Consider the following 25,468-nt stretch of genomic DNA (forward strand, 5'->3'; position numbering starts at 1 on the left):
GCCAGCGGCAGGCACTAGCGTGGCGGCGATGATTCCAATGCGGCATCCGGGTCGGCCACCGGCGAGGGCGGGCAGGCCGGAATTTCCGAGGGCGTGGCCAGTTCCTCGGCGTGCGAGGGTTTGCCGATCATCTTCGCCTTGCGCCAGCCACCCCAGCGGTAATACGCCAGCGACAGCAGCATCGATACGAACGAGCTGACCGGGAAACTCCACCAGATCGCATCGGCGCCCCAGTACGGCTGCAGCAGTTCGGCGAACGGCACGCGTACGCCCCACAGCGAGCCGGCGAGGATCAGCAGCGGTGGAATCACCGCGCCGGTCGAGCGCACCACGCCGGAGATCACGAAGCTGACGCCGAAGAACAGGAACGAGCCGATCACCACATGGTTGAGATGGCGGGCGATGTCCAATGCCTCGCTGGCCGGCGGCAGGAACAGCGCCAGCAGCTGGCGATCGAATACCACCAGCGGCAGGATCAGTGCGCCGGTCAGCAGGAAGTTGAACATCACGCCCTGGCGTGCGGTACCGCGCACGCGGTCCCAGCGCTGTGCGCCCACGTTCTGCGCGGCCATCGACGAGCAGGCCGCACCGATCGCCATCGCCGGCATCTGCAGGTAGTTCCACAGCTGCAGCGAGGCGCCATAGCCTGCGCCGGTCGCGGTGCCGTACTGGTTGACCATGGTCATCAGCAGGATCACCGACAGCGAGATCAGCACCATCTGCAGGCCCATCGGCACGCCCTTGAGCACCAGCGCCTTGAGGATGGTCAGGTCGAGCTTGAACAGGCGCATGTCGGCACGCCCCAGCCACAGCGTGTGGCGCTTGTGGCGCATGTACAGCAGCAGGCCGGCCAGCGACAGGGTCTGCGCGACCAGCGTGGCCCAGGCCGAACCGGCGATGCCCAGCGCGGGGAACGGCCCCATGCCGAAGATCAGCACCGGGTTCAGCACGATGTCCAGCGCCACCGAGACCATCAGGAAGCGGAACGGCGTGCGCGAATCGCCGGCACCGCGCAGCGCGGCGGTGAGGAAGGCGAACGCGTACAGCGTCGGCATCGCCAGGAAGATGATCTGCAGGTAGGCCTCGGCCAGCGGCAGCGAGGCGGCCGGCGTGCCCATCGCCGCCAGCAGCGGATGCGCCATGAACCAGCCGGCGATGGCGATGATCACCGACAGGCCGATGAAGAAGGTGGCGCTGGTACCGACCACGCGCCGCGCCTGGGCGATGTCGCGTGCGCCGATGGCCTGGCCGATCAGTATGGTCGAGGCCATGCCGAAACCGAACACCGAGCCGATCAGGAAGAACATGATGTTGTTGGCGTTCGCGGTGGCGGTCAGCGCCGCCTCGCCGAGGAAACGCCCCACCCACACCGCATTCACCGAACCATTCAGCGACTGCGCGATGTTGCCGGCCAGGATCGGCAGGGAAAACAGCAGGAGATTGCGGCCGATCGGGCCGGAGGTCAGGTCAAGCGGCGCTTTGGCCATGGAGTGGTGATCGATTCCCGGGAGGCGCACACTAGCACCAAGCCGGTTTGCGGGATGTGGCAATGCATCAACGACTACGGGTGGGACGGAGCATGGCGCTGGCCTTGATCGGCGTCGTACTGGCCGCATGTTCGATGGACGACCGGCTGGGCGATACCCAGATCCGGCCGACCGACCGGCCCGAATGCCTGGTCGGCAGTCAGCGCCAGGATCTTGCGTCCGGCGTTCCACCGCTGATCGGCGGCACCGGCTGCCGGGCTGATCCGGACAACCCGCGTCCCCTGAACAAGCCACCGGAGTAGTACGCACCGATGCATGAGCTTTCCCCGCTGTCGCCCAGTGTCCGCCTGGACATCTGGCTGTGGGCGGCCCGATTCTTCAAGACCCGCAGTCTGGCCAAGCAGGCCATCGAGACCGGCAAGGTCAGCGTGGCTGGCCAGCGCCCGAAATCCTCGCGCGCGGTGCGCGTGGGTGAGCAGCTGCAGGTCGATCGCGGTGAAGAGCATTTCGAGATCCAGGTACTGGGCCTGAGCGACCAGCGCGGGCCGGCCCCGGTGGCGCAGCAGCTGTACACCGAGAGTGAAGCCTCGAAGGCGCGTCGTGCAGAGCAGCGCGCGCTGCGCATCGCCGCCCGCGATGGCTTCCAGCCGCCTGAGCACAAGCCGGACAAGCGCGCGCGGCGGTTGATACGGGCGCTGGGCGATATCGACGCGCTCTGACGGAACGGCGATTCCGGTGCATTGTTCCTATCGCGGCGCGAAAGGAGGCGCGAGTCACGGTGCGTTCGGAAGCGGCGGGGCAGGCTGGATGTTCACCTTCTGGAAGCCTGCCGATGCGTTACCTGCCGTTGTGCCTGTCCCTGCTTGCTGCCGCGCCCTTGCACGCGGCCGATATCACCTTCTGGGATGCTCCGCAGCGCGGGGGCAACAGCATGAACATGTCGCCTCCGGACCGGGACTACTTCGAAGCGCTACGTGCGACCGGCGCGACCTGGGTGCGGCTGGTGCCGGACAAGTGGAAGGCGCAGGGCGGCCGTGACTTCCTGATTGGCAACGCGGACGACTATCAAGGGCTGGTCGCGGCCGATCTGGCGACATTGCGCCGCGTGCTGGACGATGCCGACGCGGCCGGACTGAAAGTGGTGCTCACCCCGCTGTCGTTGCCGTTGCTGCGCTGGAAGCAGCACAACGGTGACAAGGTCGACCAGCGCCTGTGGCAGTCGTTCGACAATCACGCCCCGGCGCTACGCTTCTGGCATGACCTGGCCGTGGCGTTGAAGGGGCATCCCGCACTGGCCGCCTACAACCTGATCAACGAACCGGTGCCGGAGTACGGTGCCGGCCTGGCCGAACATGCGTCCAGCGAAGCGATGCAGCAGTGGTATGCCGGGGTGCAGGACGGCCCGCGTGATCTGCGCCGCTTCTACTCGGGGCTGATCGCGCGCATCCGCGAGGTCGACGCGGAAATGCCGCTGATGCTGGATGCCGGATGGTATGCGGCCGCCGATGGCTTCAACTACTGGCCGGCACCGCTGGACGACGGGAAACTGCTGTACAGCGTGCACATGTACGAGCCGTACGCGGCGACCAGTGCGCCGAACCAGAAACGTGCCAAGCCCTGGCGCTACCCGGGCAGCGTGCCGTTCGGCGGCCATAGCGAGCGCTGGGATGCGGCGCGCGTACGCAGCTACCTGCAGCAGCCGATGGACTGGGCGAAGACGCACGGGGTGGGGGCCAACCGCATGGTGGTCGGTGAATTCGGCTGCATGCGCCGCTGGCCCGACTGCAGCCGCTACCTGCAGGACGTGCTGCAGGTGCTGGAACAGGACAAGGTGCACTGGGCCTTCTACGCCTTCCGCGAGGATGGCTGGGATGGCATGGACTACGAACTGGGCGACAAGGCGCTGCCGTGGTCGTACTGGCAGGCACAGGAACAGGGAAAGTCAGCGGTGCCGCCGCGCTCGATGCAGGCGCCGTTGTTCGCGCCGATCCTGCAGCGGCTGAAGGCCGGGAACCGCTGAGACGCCGGGCAGGGCCCGGCGTTATCCCTGGCGATGCTGATCACGCCGGGTCACCCCCGGCGACAGCGTCTGTCAGCGCTTGCCGCCGAGCAGGTTGCCGCCCAGCTTCAACAGGTCGCTCATGCCGAACTGGCCGTCGCCGTCCTGGTCCAGCACACTGCCGAGCAGGCCACCGGCAATGCCGCCCTGCTGCTGCACCTGCTGCTTCTCCTGGCCGAGCGCCTGGCTGAGCGAGCCGGCATCGGCCTGGCCGCCACCGAGCCGCTGGGCGAGGAAGGCCATCACGATCGGCGCGAGGATCTGCAGCAGCTGGCTGGTGCGGCCGCTGTCGAGCTGGGTGGCCTGGGCCAGGCCGGTTTCCACCTTCTGCTGGCTGCCGCCGAAGATGTGGCCGAGGATGCCGGCGCCATCGCTGGCGGCACCACCACCACCGCCGCCCAGCACCGAACCGAGCACGCTGCCCAGGTCCAGGCCGCTGTGGTTGTTCTGCAGCGCGCCGAGCAGGGCCTGCGCCCCCTGCGGCTGCGCAGCGTTGTTGCCCAGCGCGCCCATCAGCACCGGCAGCGCGGCGCTGATCGCGCCGGAGGCCTGGGTATCGCTGATGCCGAGCTGCTGCGACACCTGCTGCAGCGGAGCGCCCTGCAATTTGGCGAGAAGTTCATCGGTCAGGCTCATCAGGGGAATCCTCGATTGGGATGGGGCGTGCAGAAAGTACGACGCGGACCGTTAAAACGGCGACGCCGCCTCACGGGGAGGCGGCGTGCCGTACGCAGGGGAGGGCGATCAGAGCTCGATGTCTTCCGCGCCCGGGGTGGCGGCAGGGAAGTCGGTTTCCGGCTGGGCCGGCTTGAACGGGTCCGACGGCTGGCTGGCCAACGCCTTCAGGGCCGCAGCGACGCCGGCACCGTAGGCCGGGTCGGCCTTGCTGCAGTTGTCGATGTGGCGCTGCTTGATGAAGTCCGGCGCATCGCCCAGGGCACGGGCGGTGTTGGCGAACAGGCGGTCCTTCTGCGCCTGGTTGTAGCTGCGGAACAGCGCACCGGGCTGGCTGAAGTAGTCGGCGTCGTCCTCACGGAAGTTCCAGAAGTCGGCATCGCCGCGGATCTTCATCGGCGGCTCGCGGTACTGCGGCTGCTCCTGCCACTGGCCGTAGCTGTTCGGCTCGTAGTGCGGCAGGCCGCCGTAGTTGCCGTCCACGCGCATCGCACCATCGCGGTGGTTGCTGTGCACCGGGCAGCGCGCAGCGTTCACTGGAATCTGGTGGTGATTGACGCCCAGGCGGTAGCGCTGCGCATCGGAATAGGCGAACAGGCGCGCCTGCAGCATCTTGTCCGGCGACGGGCCGATGCCCGGCACCAGGTTGCTCGGTGCGAACGCCGACTGCTCCACGTCCTGGTACCAGTTGACCGGGTTGCGGTTCAGTTCGAACTGGCCGACCTCGATCAGCGGGTAGTCGCTCTTCGGCCACACCTTGGTCAGGTCGAACGGATGCACGCGGTAGGTCTCGGCATCCAGTTCCGGCATGACCTGGATGAACAGCTTCCACTTCGGGAAGTCGCCCTTGTCGATCGCGGCGAACAGGTCGCGGCCGTGGCTTTCGCGGTCATGGCCGACCAGGATCTGCGCCTGCGCATCGGTGAGCGATTCGATGCCCTGCTGGCTGACGAAGTGGAACTTCACCCAGAAGCGCTCGCTGTCGGCGTTGGTGAAGCTGTAGGTGTGCGAGCCGAAGCCGTGCATGTGGCGGAAGCTGCGCGGGATGCCGCGGTCGCTCATCACCACGGTCACCTGCAGCAGCGCTTCGGGCAGCAGCGTCCAGAAATCCCAGTTGTTGCGCGCGCTGCGCAGGTTGGTGTGCGGGTCGCGCTTGACCGCCTTGTTGAGGTCGGCGAACTTGCGCGGGTCGCGCAGGAAGAACACCGGGGTGTTGTTGCCGACCAGGTCCCAGTTGCCTTCTTCGGTGTAGAACTTCAGCGCGAAGCCGCGGATGTCGCGCTCGGCGTCGGCGGCGCCACGCTCGCCGGCCACCGTGGTGAAGCGGGCGAACATCTCGGTCTGCTTTCCGACCTTCTCGAACAGCTTGGCGCGGGTGTACTTGCTGATGTCGTGGGTGACGGTGAAGGTGCCGAACGCGCCCGAGCCCTTGGCGTGCATGCGGCGCTCGGGAATGATCTCGCGGTTGAGGTTGGCCAGCTTCTCCAGCAGCCACACGTCTTCCATCAGCAGCGGGCCGCGCGGGCCGGCGGTCTTGCTGTTCTGGTTGTCCACCACCGGCGCGCCGAAGGCCGTGGTCATCGGGGTAACCGGATCGTCACCGTGCTTCTGCTTCGGCGTGGTGCTCAGCTCACGCTGCTGCTGGGCGCCTTCCTCCGGCGTCGGAGCGGTGTGGTACGGGCACTTGGCGTTGTTGTTGTCGGACTGGCTCATCGGCTGGCTCCTGGTGGCGGTGAAGACGTGGGAAACATCTTCACTCGACTGTAGCTAGGGCCAGATGAAATGAATAATCGAATGATTCGTTCAGGTTGATAGATTCTGTCAATTGAAAGGCAGAATCGGATTTGTGAAATCTTTCAATTGGCCTCCCGCGGGCAGGCAGGAGGCCATGGACGTGCGCTGCGGTTACAGCAGCGCCTTCAGCCGGTACAGCGCTTCCAGCGCCTGCTTCGGGGTCAGCTCGTCGGGGTCGATTGCCGCCAGCGCTTCCTGCGTCTTGCTGGAGGGTGCTGCGAACAGGCCGAACTGCTGCGGTGCATCCAGCGCCTGTGGTGCCAGCTCGGCGGCATGGCTTTCTCCGCCGCGCTGCTCCAGCTCGGCCAGGCGACGACGCGCCTGCGCCACGGTGGCGCGGGGCAGGCCGGCCAGTGCCGCCACCTGCAGGCCGAAGCTGCGGTTGGCCGGGCCGTCCGTCACCGCGTGCATGAACACCAGCGCTTCGCCGTGCTCGACCGCATCCAGGTGCACGTTGGCGATGCCGCTGCGGCCGCCTTCGTGCTGTTCGTCGGCCAGCGCGGTCAACTCGAAGTAGTGGGTGGCGAACAGCGTGTAGCAGCGGTTCTGGTAGGCCAGGTGGCGGGCCACCGCGTCGGCCAGGGCCAGGCCATCGTAGGTGGAGGTGCCACGGCCGATCTCGTCCATCAGTACCAGCGAGTGCGCGGTGGCGTGATGCAGGATGTAGCTGGTCTCGGCCATTTCGACCATGAAGGTGGACTGCCCGCGGGCGAGGTCGTCACCGGCGCCGATGCGGGTCAGGATGCGGTCGATCGGGCCGATCAGCGCACGGCTGGCCGGCACGAAGCTGCCGATGTGGGCCAGCAGCACGATCAGCGCGTTCTGCCGCATGTAGGTCGATTTACCGCCCATGTTCGGGCCGGTGATCACCAGCATGCGGCGGTCCGGATGCAGGTCCAGGTCGTTCGGCTCGAACGGTTGTTCGCGCACCGCTTCGACCACCGGGTGGCGGCCGCGCTCGATCTTCAGGCACGGCTCGACCTGCAGTTCCGGGCGTGCCCAGTCCAATGCCTGCGCGCGTTCGGCGAAGGCGGCCAGCACGTCCAGCTCGCTCAGCGCCGCCGCGCACTGCTTCAGCGGTTCCAGCTGCCCACCGAGGGTATCCAGCAGCTGCTCGTACAGGTACTTCTCGCGCGACAGCGAACGGTCGCGCGCGGACAGCACCTTGTCCTCGAAGGCCTTCAGTTCCTCGGTGATGTAGCGCTCGGCGTTGGTCAGCGTCTGCCGGCGGGTGTAGTGCACCGGCGCGCGGTCGGACTGGCCCTTGCTGATTTCGATGTAATAGCCGTGCACGCGGTTATAGCCCACCTTCAAGGTGGCGATACCGCTGCTCTCGCGCTCGCGCTGCTCCAGGTCGACCAGGAACTGGTCGGCATGGGTGGACATGCGGCGCAGCTCGTCCAGCTCCTCGTCGAAGCCGTCGGCCAGCACGCCGCCATCGCTGAGCTTCAGTGGCGGCATCTCGGCGATGGCGCTGGCCAGCAGCTGCGCGCATTCGTCATGCTCGCCCAGCGCGGCGTGCAGCGCCTGCAGGCGTGGTGAATCCAGCGGCGCCAGCACCTCACGCACCGCCGGCAGCAGGCCCAGGCCGTCACGCAGGGTGGAGAAATCGCGCGGGCGCGCCGAGCGCAGTGCGACACGGGTGAGGATGCGTTCGAGATCGCCCAGACGACGGAACTGCTCGCGGATGTCGGCGTCGCTGCCGCGGTCGATCAGTGTTTCCACCGCATGGTGGCGCTGTACCAGCACCTCGCGCAGGCGCAGCGGGCGGTGCAGCCAGCGCCGCAGCAAACGGCCACCCATCGGCGTCACGGTGCTGTCGAGCACGCCCAGCAGCGTGTTGCGGGTATCGCCATCCACACGCGTGTCCAGTTCAAGATGGCGACGGGTGGCGGCGTTCATCGCGATCGCCTCGCCGGCGGTTTCCATCGCGATCGAGGTCAGGTGCGGCAGGCGCTGCTTCTGGGTTTCCTCGACATAGCCGAGCAGGGCGCCAGCGGCGGCGGTGGCACGTGGCTTGTCGTCGATGCCGAAGCCGCTCAGGTCATGCAGCTTGAAGAACGCCAGCAGCTGACGACGGCCGCTGTCGGCGTCGAACAGCCACGGCGCGCGGCGGCGCACGCCGGTGCGCTGGCGCAGGAACTCCGGCCAGTTCTCTTCGTCGGGCACCAGCAGCTCGGCCGGCTCCAGCCGGGCCAGTTCGGCTTCCAGTGCGTCGTCGGTTTCCACCTCGTTGACCAGGAAGCGGCCACCGGCCAGGTCGGCCCAGGCCAGTCCGTAGCCCTGCTTGGTTCGCGACAGCGCCATCAGCAGGGTGTCGCGGCGTTCGTCCAGCAATGCCTCGTCGGTGACCGTGCCGGGGGTGACGATGCGCACCACCTTGCGCTCGACCAGGCCCTTGGCCAGTGCCGGATCGCCGATCTGTTCGCAGATCGCCACCGATTCACCCAGTGCCACCAGCCGCGCCAGATAACCCTCGTAGGCATGCACCGGCACGCCGGCCATCGGGATCGGCGCGCCGCCGGAGCTGCCGCGCTGGGTCAGGGTGATGTCGAGCAGGCGCGCGGCCTTGCGCGCATCGTCGTAGAACAGCTCGTAGAAGTCGCCCATGCGGAAGAACAGCAGCAGGTCCGGATAATCGGACTTGGCTGCGAAGAACTGCTTCATCAGCGGGGTGTGTTCGGCGGACTTGTCTTTGGACATGGGACTCGTGGATCAGGGCATCCGGCCGCGCCGGAGGGCAGCGGCAGCGGAGCAGGTACAGGGCTGTCCATGGTAACTGCTGGGGCGCAGGGCTGCCGCCACGGGTGTACGGCGCAGCAACGGGGTCAGGCCGGGACCAGGGTGATCTGCCGGTGGCCGCCGAAGATCTCCATGACGATCTCGAAGTAGGTCGGGCCTTCGCCCCGTTGCAGCGCGTCCAGCTGGCGGGCAATGGCCTGCGCATTGAAGCTGCCCGGTGTGTCCAGCTTGGCCTGCAGCCATTGGCGGGTGGTCTCCACGCCCAGGGCCGTGCGGCTGTGGGCGATATCGCGCCAGATCAGTGTGGCCTGGGCATGGCCGGCCAACGCGCCATAGGCGCCGTACAACAGGTCATCCAGCGCATCCAGGCTCGGTCCGAGCTGCCAGTCCTCGCCGGCCATGAACACGCGGTTGATCTCCGCGTACAGGCTGGGGATGTCATGGATGGCGGTCCCTTCGATCTGCAGGGTGATGGTCATGCACGGACTGTAGCGTTGTTCCGGTTGTGGATGAGGGTCGGGTGGTGCGTGCTTTGCGGAGCACATCCGGACAACACATACTGCGCGCGGTTGGGTCGGGATTGGCGCCTGCGCCAGAACTCACGCCGGTCCCAAGGGGAATTCATTGAACCTCAAGAATGATGCGATCCATCGCACCGGCCTCACGTTGGGCCGTGCCCCGCGATTGCAGGCTGCTTCGCCGAGGGTAGGACCGCGGAGCAGTTGGGCGTTCTGCGCCACGCATGGCCTGCCCGAAGAAACCTGTCGGATCTCGACGAAGATGGAATCTGGTTCCTGCCGTGCGAGCGTCCGGAGGGCAACCGGTTATCAGGCGGCATGGTGCGGCCGCTCAATGGTGTGCGGGGGCTGGCAATGAGCAGGAAATACGCGATTGCTTTGCACTCATCGGTCGTATTGCCACAGCGCGACGCGTGGATCCATGCCGCATGGGGCGGCGTTCCCGTCTCCCACTTTCAGAGCGATGAGGATCTCAACAACTGCAGCTTTCTTGACCTGAAGGTCAACAAGTGGGAGATCGGAAGCGAAGAGCGGGTGGGAGAGAGCGAGCCCTTCGTCAGGATCGAGATTCTTCGAGCCCACGCACTGGTGGAATACCTGGGCGAAACCGTATATCGCCCACCCGTGGATGCCGCCCAGGAGATTCTTCTTGTTCTGGAGTTGGACGACGGTGGCAATGAACTGGACGAAGGGTTGTTGAAACGTCTGGTGTCGATCCTGGCAGAGGGCAACAGGTTGTATTGCTGGAAGGATGGCTTCCGGTTGGCAGGCAGGGAGTTTGCGCAGGCTGTCCCGACATTGAAGGACGTTCAGCAGGAACTGCAGCAGAAAGGCTGGGACGTATCGAAAGCCGTGATGGTGACGTGATGGTTGTGGGTGAATAGCCGGTATATCGATATTTCATCAGGATATAGCGCTATCCGGCTCGGTCCGGTTTTGCGTCTGCCTGCACAGTTTCAATCTTTTGGATCGATATAATAATAGTGGCCCATAAAGTTTCCCTTGCCTGCGCCGCAACCGATCGTACGGCCATGATCAAGGGAATTGAGATGCTCGCCTTACGCAACCTCCGAGTGGGATCCCGGCTGGGTGCCGGGTTCGGTTTGCTGCTGCTGTTCATCGTGGCCATCGTTGGCCTGGTGCTGTACGGGAATCACCTGAAGTCCGCCCAGTTCGAGAAAGTGGTGGACGTCAACATGGTGAAGATGCGGCTGTTGAACGACATGCTGGATACCAACAACGCGGTGTTGATGCACCGCCGGCTGATGGTGATCAAGCGCGGCGAGGATTTCGACAAGGATTATCAGAAGGCGCAGGAGCTGTCGCAGACCTACGACGGCATCTGGGCCAAGTACATCAAGATTCCGCGTGACGCCACCGGCGATGCCCTGGTTGCGAAAATCGACGCGGCACGCAAGGCGACCGACGCCTCCACCCAGCATCTGCACGCGCGCATGAAGGCTGGGGATTTCGACGGCGCTGCCAAAGAGCTGCTGGCCGAGCACGGGCTGGCCACCGCATGGAATGAGGCGATCTCGACCCTGCTGCGGCATCAGGAGACGCTGACCGCGCGCAGCCGCGAGGAATACCGATCTACCGAATCCTGGACCGGCACGTTGTCGATCGTATTCGGCGTGCTGAGCCTGATACTGGGTTCACTGGCGGCGTGGGCCATCACCCGCAGCCTGACCCGCCCGCTGGAAGGCGCGGTAACCCTGGCCGACGGCATCGCCAGTGGCCGCCTGGACAACGTCATCGATGCGTCGGGCAACGATGAGTTGACCCAGCTGCTGAGGTCGATGCAGCGCATGCAGGCGCAGCTGCAGTCGGTGATGGCGGCGCAGGGCGAACTGGCCCGCCAGCACGACGCGGGCAGCCTCAGCTATCGCATGGACGAGAGTTCCTTCCCCGGCGACTACGGGCGCATGGTGCACGAAACCAATGCGCTGGTTGGCTCGCACGTGCAGGTGCAGAACCGGTTGATCGAGGTGATGAAGCACTATGCCCGCGGTGACCTGTCGGTGGACATGGACCCGTTGCCGGGCGAGAAGGCGGCGATCACCCAGGCAATGGACGAAACCAAGAGCAGCCTGTCGGCGATCAACAGCGAGATCCGCCGGCTGGCGAGCGCAGCTGCGGCGGGCGACTTCAGCCTGCGTGGCGATGAGGATCGCTTCGCCTACGATTTCCGCGACATGGTGGCCGGGCTCAACCAGCTGATGCAGACCACCGATGAAAACCTGGTGCAGGTGTCGACCCTGTTGCAGGCCATCTCGCGCGGTGACCTGACCGTACGCATGCACGGCGACTTCCACGGGGTGTTCGCGCGCATGCGCGATGACTGCAATGCCACCGTCGATCAGCTCAAGCAGATCGTGGGCCGCATCCAGGCCAGCGCATCCAGCATCAACCTGGCCGCAGGCGAGATTGCCTCGGGCAACACCGACCTGTCACGGCGCACCGAGCAGCAGGCGGCGAACCTGGAAGAGACGGCCGCGTCGATGGAGGAACTGACCTCCACCGTGAAGCAGAATGCCGAACACGCACGGCAGGCCAACCAGCTGGCGATCGGTGCGCATGGTGTCGCTTCGCAGGGCGGGGAGGTGGTCGGCCAGGTGGTGACCACGATGTCCGCCATCGAAGCCTCCTCGAAGAAGATTGCCGAGATCATTTCGGTGATCGACGGCATCGCGTTCCAGACCAACATCCTGGCACTGAATGCTGCAGTGGAAGCGGCGCGTGCCGGTGAGCAGGGCCGGGGCTTTGCGGTGGTGGCCAGCGAGGTGCGCACGCTGGCGCAGCGCTCGGCCGGTGCCGCCAAGGAGATCAAGGGCCTGATCGAGGACTCGGTCGGCAAGGTGGCCGATGGCTCGGCACTGGTGCGCCAGGCGGGCACCACGATGGGCGAGATCGTGGCTTCGGTGCAGCGGGTGACCGACATCATGGCCGACATCTCCGCCGCCTCGCAGGAGCAGAGTTCGGGCATCGAGCAGGTCAACCAGGCCGTGGTGCAGATGGACGAGACCACCCAGCAGAATGCGGCATTGGTGGAAGAAGCCAGCGCAGCGGCACGCTCGATGGAAGAGCAGGCCAACCTGTTGGCCGAGGCGGTGTCGGTGTTCCGCACCGGCGCCGCCACCGCAGCGGCGGCGGTACGCCCCGCGTTGGCCGCCGTCGCTGCGACGGTGTCTCCGGTGCGCCGGCCGGCGGTGCTTTCGCCGCGTATCGAGCCGACGCTGGCGGCGAACGCGGGTGGCTGGGAAGAGTTCTAGAGAGGTGGCAAGCCGGCAGGGAGACGGCGCCCATCGCGATGGCTGGTCGCGATGGGCGCGGATTTTCTTCCTGAACGAAGAATGGCCGATGTCATCGCGCATACGCCCATTTCACTTCGGGTTGCCAACCGTGAGAGGACACTGGTGCCATACCGGACCTCAGGAGATGGCCATGAAGACCTCGACTCGACTGCTTGTGCTGGGCACGCTGCTGGCGGCCAGCTCGGTTGCAGGCGCGCAGACCTACGGGCCGCGTGATGAAGGACGCAAGTTCAACGATGGCAGCCGCGTGGTCTGCAAGAACGTGGAAGTGCAGCGCAATTCGCGTGACCCCAACCGTATTGCCGGTACGGCCACCGGCGCGGTGATTGGTGGCCTGCTCGGTAACCAGGTGGGCGGCGGCAACGGCAAGAAGCTGGCCACCGTGGCCGGTGCCGTCGCCGGTGGCGCCGCGGGCCGGCAGATCCAGGGCAACCAGCAGCAGAAGAATGGCGACCGTGTTGTCGAGCGCCGCTGCGAGCGCGTCTACCGCTGATCGATGTAGTCCCCTTCCGCACTCGTTGTACTTCGAACGCCGGCCCCAAGCCGGCGTTCGTCGTTACAGAAAAAGGGGACGGAGGGGATTAAGTCGCAATCCGCCAATCCGACCGTTTACGACTTAATCCCCTCCGTCCCCTTTTTTGCGAGGAGGCGCCAGGTGGCGAGGCTGCCGTAGAGCAGCAACAGGGCGGTGAGGGTGATCAGTTCGTGGCTGACTTCGGCCAGGCGGGCGTCCATCTGGTTCAGGCGAACCATCAGGTTGATGCCCGAGGTGGTTGGCAGCAGCTGCGCCAGCCACACCAGCGGGCGTGGCGTCATCACCGCCGGCCACGACAGGTTGGCCAGGAAGAACAGTGGGATCGAGGTGGCGATGATGTACTGGAACGCACGTTCGCGGGTGCGGAAGAAGCTGCCGATGAACAGGCCGAACGCCACCGTGGCGGCGATGAACAGGGTGCCGCCCAGCAGCTGGCCCAGCGGATTGCCGCCGCGTGGATAGTCCTGCACCCAGGCAGTGAAACCGGCGTAGTAGAACAGGCCGAACAGGCCGATCAGGCCGAAGCCCAGTGCCATGCCGCCCAGGGTCGGCAGGTCGAAGCGCAGGCGCCGGCCGAGCGCGATACGACGGCCACCCAGCAGTACGCCGATGCCCATCAGCAGGGTCTGGTGCACGATCAGTTCGGCCACGCCGGGCACGATGGCGCTGCCGTAGCCTTCCTGGGTGTTGTACAGCGGGCGCTGCACGAGGGTGACGGGTGGTGCCTGTGGCGCCCCCATGAAGGCGGCCTGGCCGACCGCCGCCTCGCGCCCGAACGCGCCCAGTGCATCGGCCACGCTGCCCAGCACCCAACTGGCGCGGCCCAGGTAGGCGCCGTTGCCAAGCAGCACCAGCCTGGCCGGCTGGCCGCGCAGGATGTCGCGCTCCAGGTTGGCCGGAATCAGCACGATGCCTTCGGCATGGCCGGCTTCCAGCTGCTGGCGTGCACTGTCGATGTCGGCCGGTTGCCCGACCACGCGTGCGACCCGCAGCGCGTCCAGCTTGCGCAGCAGTTCGCGGCTGGTGGCGCTGTGGTCTTCGTCCACCACCAGCACCGGCAGGTTGCCGGCCACCTGGTGACGGTACGCCGCCGGGTAGAAGAACGAATACAGGATCACCGCGCCGACCATCACCACGATCGCATAGCGGTCGCACAGCACCGCCATCAGGGTCTGCCGCAGGCTGCGCCAGAGCGTGCTCATGCGTCGGCCCTCGCTGGCTGCGCAGCTTCGGGTGTACGCGAGAAGGCAATCAGGCGCAGGCCACCGATGCCGCCGGCCACCACCGACATCAGCAGCAGCGTGGCCAACGGCCACAGCGAGACCAGCAGCGGCGAACCGATGAACTGCTGCTGGGTCTGCAGCTTGATGTAGGCGCTGAGCGGCAACAGCTGGTGCCAGATGCGGGTGAACAGGGGGCCGTCCAGCACCGGGAAGGTGGCGCTGGAGAACGCCAATGCGGTGCCGATGCTGAGGCCGACTGCGGACAGCGCGGTACCCATGTCGCGGGTGACGCCGACGAAGAACAACGCGTAGGCCGCGGTGGCCAGGTAGAACAGCGGCTGTGCGAGCAGCAGCAGGAGTACGCTGCCGGCCACGCCGTCGCCGCGCAGCCAGGCCAGGTAGCCGAGCCCGAGCGCACCGTAGAGGGAGAACAGCAGGATGTACGGTGCAACCTTGCCGGCGATGGCGGCCCACGGCGTGCGGCCCAGCCAGTCGGACAGGGTGCCATCGCGGATCTCGCGGCCAAGGCTGCCGGCCACGGCAAGCGCCAGCACCAGCGACAGCACCGCCGGGAAGATCAGCGGCAGCAGGAACAGCTCGTAGCTGCGCGCCGGGTTGTAGAGGATGTCCGACTGCACCGCGATCGGCGCCGCACGCAGCTTGCCCGGGCCGACCTGCAGGCCGATGCGCTCGCGCAGCAGGCGTGCGTTCCAGGCCGAGACCGCATCGCCGATATCACGCGCGGCGGACTGGCCGGTGGTCATGTAGGTGGCGTTGTAATAGGCGAACACCGTGCCCTGGCGCCCGCGCAGCGCCTGCCGGGTAACGTCGCGCGGCACCAGCACGATCGCGAACACGTCCAGGCGGCGCAGCTGCGAGCGTGCGTCCTCCAGGTCCACCGGCTGGCTGGCGATGCGCACGCCCGGGCTGGCATCGAGCATGCGCAGCAGCAGGCGGCTGTCACTGCTGTGGTCGAGGTCGACCACGGCGATCGGGATGTCGCGCATCACCGAGGGGGTGAACATCCATGCCATCACCACCAGCATCAGCAGCGGCAGCACGGTGACCAGCATCAGGTCGGCACGGTTGCCGCGCAACGACCGCAGCTCGCGCCGCCAGGAAGCGGCGAAGCCGCCGCCATCAGGGCTCAGTGCTGGGGCCATGCGAACAGCACGCTCATGCCGGGGCGGAAGCCCTCGATGCGGCGTACCGGGCGCACCCGCACCTCGAAGCTGCGGACGTCGTAGCCGGACGATTGGCGGGTGGTGCGCCAGGTCGCATAGTCACCGGCCGGATTGATGAAATAGACCTCGAACTCGCCGTCCTGGCCGAGCGCCGGCACGCTGCCACGCAGCTTGCTGCCGACCTTCAGGCCCTGCATCTGCGATTCGCGCAGGTTCATCGCCACCCACATGCGGTCGATGTCGACCAGGGTGAACACCGGGTAGCCGGCCGGCACCAGTTCACCCGGGTCGGCCATGCGCTTGTTGATCTCGCCGGCGACCGGCGCGCGGCCTTCCACTTCGGCGCGTGCGGCGTTGACTTCGGCCACCGCGCCCTGCGCCTGCTGCACCTGGCCCTGCGCGGCGCGCTTGTCCTGCTCGCGCGCGCCAGACAGCGCCATGTCGTACTGCGCGCGGGCGGCACGCGCCAGTTCGCGCGAGCTGGTGGCCTGGGCATGTGCTTCATCGCGCTTCTGTCGGGTCATCACCCCTTCATTGAACAGGTTCTGCACGCGCTGGTAGGTGGCGTCGGCCAGCGTCGCGCCGGCTTCGGCGCGCTTCCAGTTGGCTTCGGCGGCGCGGATGTCTTCGCTGCGCGCGCCTTCGTCGGCCTTGTCGGCCACCGCCTGTGCGGCGGCCAATGCGCCGTGCGCCTGCTGTTCCTTGGCGGCCACCTCGGGGCTGTCGAGCAGGAACAGCACCTGCCCGGGCTGCACGCGGTCGCCCTCGCGCACCTTCAGCTCGGCCACGCGCGCGGTGATCTTGGCGGCCACGCTGATCGTGTCCGCATCGGCCATGCCCTGGATCTGGTCGGCCGGGCTGCGCCAGGCCAGCCACAGGCCCAGCACCACCACCACCAGCAGCACCCCTATCAGGATCGGTCCCAGCCGGCGCTTGCCCGGGGGCGTCGTCGCATCGTCGTGCAGCACATCACTCATGGTCGATCACCTCGTCCGCACGCCGCCGGAACTCTTCGAAACGGTCCATCTGTCCACTGACCTCCAGCAGCTGTGCCAGCGCAACATCGTATTGGTAGGCGGCCTGTGCGCGCTCGACGCGGGCACCGCCGAGGCCGAGCCGCGCGTCGATGACATCCAGCGAGGTGGCCTGGCCTTCGCGGAATGCCAGCTCCTGCAGGCGCAGGTTTTCCTGCGCCTGGGCAATGCTGCTGTCGAGCAGCACGAACTGCTGGCGCGCGGTCTCCAGTTCGTTCCAGGCCTTGCGCACGCCCAGTGCAACCTGGTTCTCGGCTTCGCGCAGGCCGGCTTCGGCCTGCTCCTGCTGCGCACGCGCGGCGCTGATCTGCGCCGGCCGTGAGTTCGGCGAGAGGAAGGTGTACTTCAGTCCGATGCCGAAGGCCCAGTCTGGATCGGTCAGCATTTCGTCGCGACGGCGGAAGTCGTACTGGCCGAAGGCGAAGATCTGCGGTTTCAGCTTGGCCTGCTGCACGCGCACGCCCTGTTCGGCCTGCGCCACCATCGCCCGCAGGCGCGCGATCTGCGGTTGTCGGGCCTGCGCGGTACGTTCGAAGCGGGCGACCGGTTCCAGCGGCGCGCGCTGCACGAACAGCGGTGATACCGGCTGCACCTCGCCGCCGCTGCGCAGCAGGGTGGACAGCGCGGCCTTCAGCGTGGCCAGGTCATTCACCGTCTTCTGGTATTCGCGTTCGGCCTTGTCGCGGGCCACGGTAGCCTGCAGGCGCTGGGCGCGGGTGGCGAAGCCCTCGCGCTCCAGTTTCCCAGCGTCGGACAGGTGGCGGTTGAGGCCATCGCGCACATCGCGGCGCACGTCCACGGCCTGTTCGGCCAGGCGCTGGCCGAAATAGGCCTGCGCCAGCTGTACGGTCAGCGACTGGCGCTGTGCTTCGCGCTCGGCGCTGGCCTGTTCGTGGGCGGCGCTGGCGGCACGCTGCGCGGCCGGGATCACGCCGCCGGTGTACAGCGGCAGCACCGCGGTCACCACCGGGCGGGTGCGCCAGTCGCGTTCGGTGAAGGACAGGGGCGAGTCGATGCCGAAGGCTTCGGCCACCGGTGCCAGCGAGCCCAGCGGCAGGGTAAGGGTCTTCTGGAACTGCAGGCGGCGTACTTCGCCGGTGATCTCCGGCAGGCGCAGCAGGCGGGTGGCGTCCTGCAGGTCCTGCTTGTTGCGCACGGCGGCGTCTGCGGCGGCCAGCGCATCGGAGACCTGTTCCAATCGCTGCCGTGCCTGTTCCCAGTCCAATGCCGGTGCATCGGTGAGGGTCTGTGCCAGCGCAGTGAGGGGTAGGCAGGTTGCCAGCGTCAGCGCCAGCGCGGCCTTTGCGCGAAGCATCCTTGTACGTCGGCCGATCACGCCCATGCCGTCCCAATGGTGAAGAAGTGCGCAAACGGTAGTGCGCGCGGTGTGAAGCCCGGGTCTGCGGTCATCGTGTGGTCCTCAGCGAAGGGTGCCGCTGGCCGCGCTGCGCAGCGCCTGGGTGATGTGCTGCAGCGTGCTTGAGCGCACGGCGGCATGCTGCCAGTACAGCGGCACATCCAGCCAGCGGCGGGGTTCCAGTACCACCACGCGGCCGGCATGCACGGCGGGCGCGACCAGGGCTTCCGGAGCCATGCCCCAGCCGAGTCCGCACGCCGCGGCTTCGACGAAACCGGTGGAGGAGGGCAGGTAGTGTAGCGGCGGCTGCAGGCGCGCGCGGGTCAGCCGCCGCACGAAGCGCCATTGCAGTTCATCCTTGCGGTTGAACACCAGCATCGGTGCGCGGGCCAATGCGGTGGCCTGCATGCCAGCACTGAAGTACTGGCGGGCGAAGCCGGGTGAGGCGATGGCGTGGTAGCGCATCGCGCCGAGCGGATGCACGTTGCAGCCTTTCACCGGTTGGCTTTCGGCAGTGACCGCGCCGAGCACGCTGCCATCGCGCAGCAGCTGCAGGGTGTGGTCCTGGTCGTCCATGCGCAGGTCGAACAGGTAGCCGTGGCGCTGGTGCAGTTCGGCAATGGCCGGTACGAACCAGGTATCGAGCGAGTCGTCGTTGACCGCCAAGGGGATCGGCGTGCGCGCAGCGTCGCTGCCACGCTCGGGCAGCAGTTCGGCCAGCGCCTCTGCCTCCAATGCCTGCATGGGCCGGACGCGGCGCAGCAGCGCCTCTCCGGCGGCGGTGGGCCGGCACGGTGCCTGGCGCACGACCAGTACCTGGCCGAGCCTGTCCTCCAGTGCCTTGATCCGCTGCGACAGCGCCGACGGGCTGATCGACAGGCGGCGTGCGGCGGCCTCGAAGCTGCCTTCCTCCAGCACCGCGGTGAACGCGGTCAGTTGCGGATGTACCAGATCCATGCAGGCGCCCCTTCAGTTTTTCTGCACAGGATAAAGAAAAATCAGATTGTCTTAACGCGGCAATGGTCGCACCCTGCGCGTCCCTTCGCTGCCTGGGCCTTCCTGATGTGGATCGCCGCTACCACTGCCGGCCTGTTCGCAGGTGCCGGCCTGATCATCGCCATCGGTGCACAGAATGCATTCGTACTACGCCAGGGTCTGCAACGTCGCCATGTCGGAACGGTGGTGCTGACCTGTGCCGGCGCTGATATCGCGCTGATCCTGGCCGGCGTTGGCGGCATGGGGGCATTGGTGCAGCAATGGCCGTTGCTGCTGCAGGTGCTGCGCTTTGGCGGTGCGGCGTTCCTGCTCTGGTATGGCGTGCAGGCCGGATTGCGCGCCTGGCACGGTGGCAGTGCCTTGTCCGCCGCCGAGACGCAGGATGGCAGCGGGCGGCAGGTGCTGTTGACCTGCCTGGCGTTCACGCTGCTCAATCCGCACGTCTATCTGGATACGGTGGTGCTGCTGGGCAGCCTGTCCACGCGTTACCCCGGCGCTCTGCGCTGGGCCTTCGCCGCCGGTGCCTGCGTGGCCAGCGTGGCCTGGTTCTGCACGTTGGGCTATGGCGCGCGCCTGCTGCAGCCGGTGTTCCGCAGGCCAGGCGCCTGGCGGGTGCTGGACGCGGGCGTGGCGGCGTTCATGTTCTGCCTCGCCACGCTGTTGCTGTTGCGCCCGCTCTAGGCCGCATCCACCGCACACAACGGCGATTCGCCGGGGCGCAGGGTGAGCACGCGCACGCCACTGGCGGTGACCGCGACCGTGTGTTCGAACTGCGCCGACAGCTTGCCGTCGCGCGTATACACCGGCCATTCGTCCGGTAGCTGGCGGATGGCTGGCTTGCCCTGGTTGAGCATCGGTTCGATGGTGAACACCATGCCTTCTTCCAGTGTCATGCCGGTGTTCGGATGACCGTAGTGCAGGATCTGCGGTTCCTCGTGCATCTCCTGGCCGATGCCGTGGCCGCAGTACTCCTTTACCACGCTGTAGCCGTGGCTGCGCGCGTGGCGGGCGATGGCGTGGCCGATGTCGCCCAGGCATGCGCCGGGTCGCACTGCGGCGATGCCTTTCCACATCGCCTGGTAGGTGGTCTGCACCAGCCGGCGCGCGGCATAGTCGACCTCACCGACCAGGTAGGTGGTGCTGGAGTCGGCGATGTAGCCGTTCTTCTCCAGGGTGATGTCGAGGTTGACGATCTGGCCGTTGCGCAGCACGTCGGTGGTGCTGGGCACGCCGTGGCAGATCACGTTGTCGATCGAGGTGTTGAGCACGTACGGGAAGCCGTACTGGCCCTTGCTGGCCGGCCGCGCATGGAGTTCATCGACGATCATGCGCTCGACGAAATCGTTGATTTCCATGGTGCTGCGGCCCTGCAGCGGCAGCCGGTCGAGCGCGGCGAACACCTGCGCGAGCAGGCGCCCGGATTCGGCCATCAGCGCGATTTCGTGCGGCTGCTTGATCATCGCCACGTCAGGCCCGCCCGGGCGCCAGCGCCTGTGGCTGCACGCCGGCCGCGCGCAGTTCGCTGGCGACGATGTCCTGGAAGCTCAGCGTGGGATTCATCTCGCACAGCATGCCGACCCGGATCCAGAAGTTGGCCTGGGCGTTGATCGAGCGGCTGGAGACGGTGCAGGCACGGCGCAGCTGGTCGTGCAGGATGTCATCGATGTTGACGATGCCCATCGGCGGTCCTGGTTGAGTTGATATACGAAGCGTATATGTTTCGTATATCCGACTCAAGGCCGCGCGGTTCAGTCTGCGTGGGTGGCGAAGCGCAGGCGGTTGCCGTCGGGGTCACGCAGCAGCATCTCGCGGCTGCCCCATTCGGTGTCATGTGGCGGCTGCTCGATCGGCACGTTCGCGGCGCTGAAGGCACGGTGCAGCGCATCGACATCCTCGACGATGAAGTACACCGCGCCGCCGACCTCGCAGTCACCGGTGTGTTCGGTGAGGAAGAGGGTCTGGCCGTCGCGGGTGAGCTGGGCGAACAGCGGGAAGCCGGGTTCGAAGCGGTGTTCCCAGTCGACCACGAAGCCCAGCCCCTGCACGTAGAACGGCAGGCTGGTGTCGGCATGGCGCATGCGTAGTTGCGGAATGACGGTCTGGGGCATGGCGGCGTCTCCGGGGGCAGGGGGCCAGTGTAGTGCCGGCCGCTGGCCGGCATCCTTTTGAGCCGGGGAACAATGAGGTTGCCGGCCAGCGGCCGGCACTACCGAAGCATTGCCGGCCAGCGGCCGGCGCGACCGCAAGCGGTCAGCAGGCGGTCGGCACCGCGGCCATCGCCGCCAGCAGTTCGCGGTTCACCTGCTGGTGCCGCGCCTGCCATACGGGAAGATCGTCGGCAGGGATGTCGGGCTGGCCATCCAGCGACGACAGCCAGCGTTTGAACCGGCTGCGGTAATTGGCCAGCGACACTTCGCCGGTGATGTCACTGCCGACCAGGCCGCCGGCGCGTAGCGCCTCGATCACCACCAGTGCGTCTTCCAGCTGGAAGCGGCCCTGGTCCCAGTTGCTGCGGGCCACGTCCTCGGCAAACACATCCTTGTCGATGGACAGGTAGGTCGGTTGCGGCGACTTGGCCTGCTCGGCGGCGAACGCGGCCACCAGTGCCTCGGGGTGTTCGAAACGGCGGAAGGCATGGCCCATGCCCAGGCGGTGGCCCCAGCTCACGTCCACGTCCATGCACCAGTAGGTCAGGCGGCCGCCCAGCAGCGGACGCCAGTGATTCTCCCAGGCATGGCCAAGGCCGATGTCACTGGAGGTGATGCCCAGCACGTGGATGTGCGCGATCTGCGGCAGCTTGCTGGCGGCGTTCACCCACGAGCCGCAATGCATGCCGAACGGAAAGCGCATGTTGTCCGGATGGTTGTCCAGCACCACCAGCTGGAAGGGCTGTTGCGGGCGCATGCGCTGCAGCAGCGGCAGGCTGAGGTGATGGAAATCGCCACTGCCAAGCATGACCGTGCCGAGCTGGGCCGGCAGCGGGGCCAGCACGTCAGCAGCGAAGCGGTTCAGCGTGGCATTGCTGCAGGCAAAGCGCAGTGGATCGTGCCACTGCGGCAGGGCCAGGGTCTGCGCCTGGGGCAGCGGCAGCACGCCACCATCCAGGTCCAGGATCAGCGGGGAACGCAACGGCATCGTTCAACCGCCTCCATCAGGCTCGCCCTGCAGATGCGGCGCCAGCCTGCGCAGGGCGGCGCGCAGCAGTGGTGAGCGCGCGTGGATCGCATGCCGGGTGGAAGTGAAGCTCGCACCCAGTTCGGCCTTGATCCGCGAGTCGGTCCAGCCGGCCACGTAATGGCTCAGGCCGTGCTGCAGCGCGTATTCGAGGTTGTGCATCCAGCTGACCGCGTACAGGTTGTGCTCGCGCGACTGCGGGTAGGCCAGGCCGATGTACTTGTCCACCAGCTTGCCGGCGTGCACGTAGCACAGGTTCCAGCCGATCAGCTGGCCCTGGTGGCGGTACAGGAACATCCGCCCCTGGCCCTGGCTGTCGGCCAGCAGGTGCTGGAAGTAGGGCAGGTCGAGCTGGTCGAAATGCACCGCGCTCTGCGCATACACGCCCAGGTACAGGGCATACAGTTCGGCCTGCAGCTGCGGGTTGGCCAGCGCCGGATCACCGCTGGCGATGCAGTCGATCTGCAGGTCATCACGCGAGCGCAGCTTGCGCCGGATGTTCTTGCGACGCGAAGACGACAGGCGGCCGAGATAGCCGTCGAGCGAATCGAAATCGATCGCCACCCAGGCCAGCGGCATGCCTTCCAGTTCGACGAAGCCACGCGCCAGCAGCGCCTGCAGGAAGGCACCGCTGTGTGCATTGGCGGCGTCGTCCAGCAGCGGCGAATCGATCGCCAGGTCCTTGACCACCAGCAGCCGGGTATCGCCGATCGCGTGACGCGTCACGTCCTCGGCCAGCGCCTCAGGCGCGACGTGCGCCGGCAGCGGGGTGTACTCGGTGCTGGTGGCACCGACGAAGCGGGTCTGCCAGGTGATCCATGGCCGCCACAGGCGCGACAGCGGCAGGCCAAGCAGCTTGCCGCGCAGTGCGTCGTCCATCGTGGTGGTCAGGTCCAGCGGCGCACGGAAGGTCGGCAGGCCGCTGGGCAGGCGGCTTGCCTCGAATCCGAGCGGCGGGTGGGCCAGGAAGCCCTCCAGCAGCGCGGCCGGTTCCAGCGCAGTGCTGGACGAACGTGACGTCATCTCCATCGGCACGGGAACCGGCAGCGCATCGACCTCAGCCCTTGGCCTTGGTCAGCGCCTGGTCGAGCAGGGTGATCGCCAGGTCGATCTCTTCGTAGCTGATGTCCAGCGACGGCGCGAAGGTGATCACGTTCTTGTACCAGCCACCCACGTCGAGCACGAGGCCCATGCGCTTGCCGTCGTGCAGCAGGTCACCGGCCAGGCCGATGTCGACCATGCGGTCCAGCAGTTCCTTGTTCGGCGTGTAGCCGTCGGTCTGGCAGATTTCCGCACGCAGGGCCAGGCCCAGGCCGTCGACGTCGCCGATTTCCGGGTGGCGCTTCTGCAGGCCACGCAGGCCGTCGAGGAAGTACGCGCCCTTTTCCGGCACGGTGCGCTCGTAGTCCATCTCCTTGCCCAGCTTCAGCACTTCCAGGCCCAGGCGGGTGCCCAGCGGGTTGGAGTTGAAGGTGGAGTGGGTGGAGCCCGGTGGGAACACGGTCGGGTTGATCAGCTCTTCGCGCGCCCACAGGCCCGACAGCGGGTTCAGGCCGTTGGTCAGCGCCTTGCCGAACACCAGCACGTCCGGGGTCACGCCGAAGTGCTCGATCGACCACAGCTTGCCGGTGCGCCAGAAGCCCATCTGGATTTCATCGACCACCATCAGGATGCCGTACTTGTCCAGCACGCGCTTGAGGCCGGTGAAGAAGTTGCGCGGCGGGATGACGTAGCCGCCGGTGCCCTGGATCGGCTCGACGTAGAACGCGGCGTACTCGGCCTGGCCGACCTTGGGATCCCACACGCCGTTGTATTCGCTTTCGAACAGGCGCTCGAACTGCCACACGCAGTGGTCGGAATACTCGTCCGGGGTCATGCCCTTCGGGCGGCGGAACGGGTACGGGAACGGGATGAACATCGCGCGCTCGCCGAAATGACCGTAGCGGCGGCGGTAGCGGTAGCTGGAGGTGATCGACGAGGCACCCAGGGTGCGCCCGTGGTAGCCGCCTTCGAAGGCGAACATCAGGCTCTTGCCGCCGCGTGCGTTGCGCACGATCTTCAGCGAGTCTTCGATGGCCTGTGCGCCGCCGACGTTGAAGTGCACGCGGCCGTCGAGGCCGAACTTCTCGTGCATGTCCACGGCAATGGTCTTGGCCAGCTGCACGCGGGTCGGGTGCAGGTACTGGCTGGCGACCTGCGGCAGGGTGTCGATCTGGTCCTTCAGCGCATCGTTCAGGCGCTTGTTGCTGTAGCCGAAGTTGCAGGCCGAGTACCACATCTGCAGGTCGAGGTAGGGCACGCCCGCACCATCGAACATGTAGCTGCCTTCGCCGCGCTGGAAGATCTTCGGCGGGTCGACGTAGTGGACGGTGTCGCCGAAGGAGCTGTAGCGGGCTTCGTCGGCCAGCAGCTGCGCATCGGAGGCAGCGGCGTCGGCATTCTTGTCAAAAATGTTCATGCAGTTCGGTTCCGTGAAGGACGTTCGAAAGGGGGCAACGGGGGAGCGGGGCTGGAAGGAAGTGCTCAGGCGGTGGCCAGCAGCAGGGGCAGTGCAGTGGGCTGCGGGCTGGCGTCGATGCGACGTGGCTGCAGCAGGCTGCCATCAAGCAAGCGCGGCAACAGCGCGATGGCATCGTGGAAGGTATCGATCGCGGCATGTTCGATGCCGGCATGGGTGCAATGGGTGATCAGGCGGCGCTTGGCAAACACGAAGTCGGCATCCTCCGACACGCAGAAGTCCGAGCTGCCGTCGCCGATCATCAGCACGCGCGGTGCTTCGTTGGCACGTGCCTGCGCAGCGCAGGTGCACTTGCAGGTGCCGCTGCGGCACCCTTCGGACTGGTAGGGCGATTCCAGTTCCCAGTGGTCTTCGCACCAGCGCAGGTGGTTGGCCACTACCGGCAGCCGCGACAGGCCGTGGTTGGCGAGGATGCGGTGGATCGCATAGTCCAGGCCGTCGCTGACGATGCGCAGCGGCAGGCCCAGCTGCTCGGCGCGGGCGACGAAGGCAGCGAAGCCCGGATCGATCTGCACCTGGTCCAGGTGCGCATCAAGCGTGGCCGGGTCCAGCTTCAGCAGCCGCACCTGGCCCTGCATGCATTCACGCGAGCCGATCTTTCCCGACTTCCACTGTTCTTCCAGTTCCTGCCAGCCCGGCTGGCCGTACTTCTCCAGCAGCGAGTCGATGACATCTTCGAGGCTGATGGTGCCGTCGAAGTCACACAGGATGCTCCAGTGCATGGGCAGGTCCGTCGATGGGAAAGGCGTCCGGCACGGTGCCGGGGCAGGCTCAATGTAGGCAGGCCGCCTTTCTCGTTCCTTTCCTGTTGAAAGCCTTCATTTCCAGGCGTGGGAAACGTTCAGGAAATGATCTTGC

General features: G+C 66.8%; 24 protein-coding genes. 7 read left to right on the top strand and 17 right to left on the bottom strand.

The annotated features are described in order from the left end of the window. Window positions 1-14: 14 nt before the first annotated feature. Window positions 15-1,487 (bottom strand): MATE family efflux transporter, encoded by a 1,473-nt coding sequence (locus N440_RS03775; RefSeq protein WP_053449142.1) that lies wholly within the window; start codon window positions 1,485-1,487, stop codon window positions 15-17. 62 nt (window positions 1,488-1,549) lie between these two features. On the opposite strand from N440_RS03775, the gene N440_RS03780 reads away from it, so the two are divergent. The 3 genes from N440_RS03780 (at window position 1,550) to N440_RS03790 (ending at window position 3,507) form a co-directional block, all read left to right on the top strand. Beyond that, on the top strand, window positions 1,550-1,789 hold the full coding sequence (locus tag N440_RS03780) for a hypothetical protein (protein WP_133934134.1): 240 nt from the start codon (window positions 1,550-1,552) through the stop codon (window positions 1,787-1,789). A 9-nt stretch (window positions 1,790-1,798) separates the two neighbouring features. Continuing rightward, a complete protein-coding gene (locus N440_RS03785; protein ID WP_133934135.1) occupies window positions 1,799-2,206 on the top strand; it encodes an RNA-binding S4 domain-containing protein in 408 nt (135 codons plus the stop codon). Between the two features lie 113 nt (window positions 2,207-2,319). Then, complete coding sequence (locus N440_RS03790) at window positions 2,320-3,507, top strand: cellulase family glycosylhydrolase (RefSeq protein WP_133934136.1); 1,188 nt, start codon at window positions 2,320-2,322, stop codon at window positions 3,505-3,507. A gap of 72 nt (window positions 3,508-3,579) precedes the next feature. On the opposite strand, the gene N440_RS03795 is transcribed toward N440_RS03790, so the two are convergent. The 4 genes from N440_RS03795 to N440_RS03810 form a co-directional block, all read right to left on the bottom strand. Further along, window positions 3,580-4,182, bottom strand: a complete 603-nt coding sequence (locus tag N440_RS03795; RefSeq protein WP_049456157.1) for a DUF937 domain-containing protein — start codon at window positions 4,180-4,182, stop codon at window positions 3,580-3,582. Window positions 4,183-4,290: 108 nt separating this feature from the next. Further along, a complete protein-coding gene (locus tag N440_RS03800; protein ID WP_166671576.1) occupies window positions 4,291-5,802 on the bottom strand; it encodes a catalase in 1,512 nt (503 codons plus the stop codon). Between the two features lie 324 nt (window positions 5,803-6,126). After that, complete coding sequence (gene mutS / locus N440_RS03805) at window positions 6,127-8,718, bottom strand: DNA mismatch repair protein MutS (protein ID WP_133934138.1); 2,592 nt, start codon at window positions 8,716-8,718, stop codon at window positions 6,127-6,129. Between the two features lie 125 nt (window positions 8,719-8,843). Then, entirely contained in the window at window positions 8,844-9,236 is a 393-nt protein-coding gene (locus N440_RS03810) for a barstar family protein (protein WP_133934139.1), read from the bottom strand. Window positions 9,237-9,479: 243 nt separating this feature from the next. On the opposite strand from N440_RS03810, the gene N440_RS03815 reads away from it, so the two are divergent. The 3 genes from N440_RS03815 (at window position 9,480) to N440_RS03825 (ending at window position 13,082) form a co-directional block, all read left to right on the top strand. After that, window positions 9,480-10,142, top strand: coding sequence for a hypothetical protein (locus N440_RS03815; RefSeq protein ID WP_133934140.1), 663 nt, complete (start codon window positions 9,480-9,482; stop codon window positions 10,140-10,142). 182 nt (window positions 10,143-10,324) lie between these two features. Next, the gene (locus N440_RS03820) at window positions 10,325-12,547 is read left to right on the top strand and encodes a methyl-accepting chemotaxis protein (RefSeq protein WP_133934141.1); all 2,223 of its coding nucleotides are present in this window, start codon (window positions 10,325-10,327) and stop codon (window positions 12,545-12,547) included. 166 nt (window positions 12,548-12,713) lie between these two features. Continuing rightward, window positions 12,714-13,082 carry a glycine zipper 2TM domain-containing protein gene (locus N440_RS03825; RefSeq protein ID WP_008268471.1) on the top strand — a complete coding sequence of 123 codons (369 nt, stop codon included), beginning with the start codon at window positions 12,714-12,716 and terminating at the stop codon, window positions 13,080-13,082. A 116-nt stretch (window positions 13,083-13,198) separates the two neighbouring features. On the opposite strand, the gene N440_RS03830 is transcribed toward N440_RS03825, so the two are convergent. The 5 genes from N440_RS03830 to N440_RS03850 all read right to left on the bottom strand — a co-directional run bounded on the left by N440_RS03830 (window position 13,199) and on the right by N440_RS03850 (window position 18,879). Further along, on the bottom strand, window positions 13,199-14,326 hold the full coding sequence (locus N440_RS03830; RefSeq protein ID WP_133934142.1) for an ABC transporter permease: 1,128 nt from the start codon (window positions 14,324-14,326) through the stop codon (window positions 13,199-13,201). Beyond that, complete coding sequence (locus tag N440_RS03835; RefSeq protein ID WP_133934143.1) at window positions 14,323-15,510, bottom strand: ABC transporter permease; 1,188 nt, start codon at window positions 15,508-15,510, stop codon at window positions 14,323-14,325. The genes N440_RS03830 and N440_RS03835 overlap by 4 nt, the downstream gene beginning before the upstream one ends. Beyond that, the gene (locus N440_RS03840; protein ID WP_133934144.1) at window positions 15,495-16,508 is read right to left on the bottom strand and encodes an efflux RND transporter periplasmic adaptor subunit; all 1,014 of its coding nucleotides are present in this window, start codon (window positions 16,506-16,508) and stop codon (window positions 15,495-15,497) included. The genes N440_RS03835 and N440_RS03840 overlap by 16 nt, the downstream gene beginning before the upstream one ends. Then, on the bottom strand, window positions 16,501-17,907 hold the full coding sequence (locus N440_RS03845; protein WP_133934145.1) for a TolC family protein: 1,407 nt from the start codon (window positions 17,905-17,907) through the stop codon (window positions 16,501-16,503). The genes N440_RS03840 and N440_RS03845 overlap by 8 nt, the downstream gene beginning before the upstream one ends. Before the next feature lie 78 nt (window positions 17,908-17,985). Continuing rightward, window positions 17,986-18,879, bottom strand: coding sequence for a LysR family transcriptional regulator ArgP (locus tag N440_RS03850; RefSeq protein ID WP_133934146.1), 894 nt, complete (start codon window positions 18,877-18,879; stop codon window positions 17,986-17,988). Window positions 18,880-18,984: 105 nt separating this feature from the next. Between N440_RS03850 and N440_RS03855 the strand changes: the two genes are divergently transcribed. After that, window positions 18,985-19,599 (top strand): LysE/ArgO family amino acid transporter, encoded by a 615-nt coding sequence (locus tag N440_RS03855; protein WP_133934147.1) that lies wholly within the window; start codon window positions 18,985-18,987, stop codon window positions 19,597-19,599. Here N440_RS03855 and map read toward each other — a convergent pair. The 7 genes from map to N440_RS03890 all read right to left on the bottom strand — a co-directional run bounded on the left by map (window position 19,596) and on the right by N440_RS03890 (window position 25,332). Then, window positions 19,596-20,378 (bottom strand): type I methionyl aminopeptidase, encoded by a 783-nt coding sequence (map, locus tag N440_RS03860; RefSeq protein WP_133934148.1) that lies wholly within the window; start codon window positions 20,376-20,378, stop codon window positions 19,596-19,598. The two genes, N440_RS03855 and map, sit on opposite strands and share 4 nt — an antisense overlap. Window positions 20,379-20,385: 7 nt before the next feature. Beyond that, window positions 20,386-20,598, bottom strand: coding sequence for a ParD-like family protein (locus N440_RS03865; RefSeq protein WP_133934149.1), 213 nt, complete (start codon window positions 20,596-20,598; stop codon window positions 20,386-20,388). A 68-nt stretch (window positions 20,599-20,666) separates the two neighbouring features. Beyond that, a complete protein-coding gene (locus tag N440_RS03870) occupies window positions 20,667-21,026 on the bottom strand; it encodes a VOC family protein (RefSeq protein ID WP_049456145.1) in 360 nt (119 codons plus the stop codon). 142 nt (window positions 21,027-21,168) lie between these two features. Then, the gene (locus N440_RS03875; protein ID WP_133934150.1) at window positions 21,169-22,053 is read right to left on the bottom strand and encodes an arginase family protein; all 885 of its coding nucleotides are present in this window, start codon (window positions 22,051-22,053) and stop codon (window positions 21,169-21,171) included. A gap of 3 nt (window positions 22,054-22,056) precedes the next feature. Continuing rightward, entirely contained in the window at window positions 22,057-23,121 is a 1,065-nt protein-coding gene (locus tag N440_RS03880) for a GNAT family N-acetyltransferase (protein ID WP_133934151.1), read from the bottom strand. Between the two features lie 28 nt (window positions 23,122-23,149). Then, window positions 23,150-24,550 carry an aminotransferase class III-fold pyridoxal phosphate-dependent enzyme gene (locus N440_RS03885; RefSeq protein WP_006425764.1) on the bottom strand — a complete coding sequence of 467 codons (1,401 nt, stop codon included), beginning with the start codon at window positions 24,548-24,550 and terminating at the stop codon, window positions 23,150-23,152. Between the two features lie 65 nt (window positions 24,551-24,615). Beyond that, window positions 24,616-25,332, bottom strand: a complete 717-nt coding sequence (locus N440_RS03890) for an MtnX-like HAD-IB family phosphatase (protein ID WP_008266852.1) — start codon at window positions 25,330-25,332, stop codon at window positions 24,616-24,618. Between the last annotated feature and the right edge of the window lie 136 nt (window positions 25,333-25,468).

Origin of the sequence: Stenotrophomonas sp. CC22-02 (assembly GCF_004365115.1) — a bacterium.
Classification (GTDB): Bacteria; Pseudomonadota; Gammaproteobacteria; order Xanthomonadales; family Xanthomonadaceae; genus Stenotrophomonas; species Stenotrophomonas forensis.